Below are 2,092 nucleotides of genomic sequence, written 5' to 3'. Positions count from 1 at the left end.
CCTGGCAATGCCAGCAGACGTCCCTGATAGAGCTTATCAATCATGTCAGCAACACCGATATATTGCATATCGCCATAGTTATAAAAACCATCAATGACTGTCGCTGGATTTATTGCAGTCCATGGCACATTTAAACGCTTACAGGCCTCAATGAAAGCTTGATAACCCAAGATTTTTGAAGCTTCATAGCCACCGTGTTTGCAATACAACTCATCAGCCGACTCGTGTGGCGGAGCCGCCACACGATATCCACCAATCCAGATAAATCGCTCAAGCTGCTTCAATGTTGCAGCCCATTCAATCAAGGCAAGTCCTGACTTAATATTGGTACGCTCAGCTTCAGCTTTGCTAATGCCCCAATTAAAGGATGCAGCAAGATGATAAATCACATGGATCTTTGCCTGAGCATCCGCTAGCAGAGAGTCCAGCTTAAAATCGCGGCTTAAATCATATTCGACAAACGAAATAGACGGATCGACCAGCCCTTCTGTTGCAATGAAACCTAACAGCTTATCTTTCTTGGTTGCAGCATTACGCAGCGCAGCAATCACCTGATGACCTTCACGCAGAAGATCAACGATCAGTCTGCTACCAATAAAACCTGCTGCACCTGTTACTAATATGGTCTTCCGTGAAAAATTATCTTTTTTTGCGTTATTTAAATTATCCATAAATCACCTTATTAGGGACTGGGCACTCCCAGCATTGTTTTGGAGCGAATTATCTTAAAAATTATATCGAACCTGGGCATACACCAGACTGTTATCTCTAAATTGTCCTAACACCGTATCATTTCTACCCCAGAAGCGATCTCCACCTACATTCAATTGCCAGTGATCATCAAGGCTGTAATTAATACGTACTCTCAACAGTTCATTAGGCTCTGGTGCAAAGTAGAATCCTGTTACTTCTAATTTTAGATTATCATTCAGTAGGTTAAGTGCATAGCGCAGCATAGCTCCATACTGATCCTGCTCATATTGATCACTGATTGTTTGTTGATAACGGTAAACTTCTCTCAATACTGGATTTGTTAAGCTGTCGGCAGATCTAAAGTCCTCCGTATGTTTGTATACGCCGACCAAACTTAGCGTGGAATTCTTCAATGCTAATTCTGGACCCATGACCACGGTCAGATTATTTTTTTTGTGCGTAAGATCTTCACTACCATTCGAGTCAGTGTGGGTATATGCCGCTTCACCACGCCATACGATATCGTTATGGTTATAACTGAAATCAAATCCATAGACGGACATAGGATTATTTTTCAGCTGCAATGTTGCCTCCCCTGTTGGAGATGCAGAAAGAATTGACAGATCGGGCATGTGGTCCAAACCCGAGAAATACGATGCACCAACATCAAGACCATCTACAGAATAATCCCAGCGCATTGCAAATGCAGGACGGCTCTTCTTATCTATTTCATACTGGACACCAGAAATCTGACGCAATGGAATCACATCTGAACGACTACGCGGATACCACAATGCTGTCCATTTATTGGTTCCTGATTCAGGAATATATGTCAATTTAATTGCATCATTTCCAAGACGTTGATCTGTCTCATCTGGCACTAGTCGCGTATAGTCACGGGGCGATAGATTATCTGTCGGATTAATCCCATCAGCTCTCCCCCAGACTACAATCTGGCGACCAACATCGACATAGACTGTCTGATCCCAGTTATAAGAGGCATACAACTCACGTAAGTTGCGATTTACCTTGCTCACTTGATCTGGGTTTACAGTATGGTCCGTTTCGTCTCCAATATTGATGTCGTAATGGATCTTAAACTCTGGATTAAACTTGAGCGTACCATTGGACCAGAAACTTGCTTGTCCAATGTTTTTTAACGAACTTAAATCACGATCTGACGACCACACATCGAGTCTGGCTGAGTTCTGGCTCACAAAACTAATTTCGCTGTCATCTGCATAAGTATGCTGCAGTAGCATAAAGCTACTGCAGCATACAAATACCCAATAGGTACCTTGCGTCATTTTTCAAGACTCTGCGGTGAGAAAAGCTTATCGGATAAGGTTTTCTCTGCGACAAAATCATTGACGATAACTTGTGTCATATGCTGAGTTTG

3 protein-coding genes are annotated in these 2,092 nt (G+C 42.5%); all 3 read right to left on the bottom strand.

Translation table 11 applies throughout. From position 1 onward, the window contains the following. Positions 1-671, bottom strand: a 671-nt coding sequence (locus UC75_RS22185) for an NAD-dependent epimerase/dehydratase family protein (protein ID WP_228137463.1), incomplete at its 3' end; no start/stop codon positions are given. A 54-nt stretch (positions 672-725) separates the two neighbouring features. Then, entirely contained in the window at positions 726-2,000 is a 1,275-nt protein-coding gene (locus UC75_RS16720) for a DUF1302 family protein (RefSeq protein ID WP_049838233.1), read from the bottom strand. Beyond that, positions 1,997-2,092, bottom strand: a 96-nt coding sequence (locus UC75_RS22180) for a hypothetical protein (protein WP_228137462.1), incomplete at its 5' end; no start/stop codon positions are given. The genes UC75_RS22180 and UC75_RS16720, both read right to left, overlap by 4 nt.

Origin of the sequence: Acinetobacter sp. V2 (genome assembly GCF_001188385.1) — a bacterium.
Taxonomy (GTDB): domain Bacteria; phylum Pseudomonadota; class Gammaproteobacteria; order Pseudomonadales; family Moraxellaceae; genus Acinetobacter; species Acinetobacter oleivorans.
This window is presented reverse-complemented; position numbering and strand designations above follow the sequence as displayed.

Bases quoted from the DNA above. Each gene is read 5' to 3' on its own strand.
- UC75_RS16720 (WP_049838233.1), bottom strand. From the start codon at position 2,000: ATGACGCAAGGTACCTATTGGGTATTTGTATGCTGCAGTAGCTTTATG.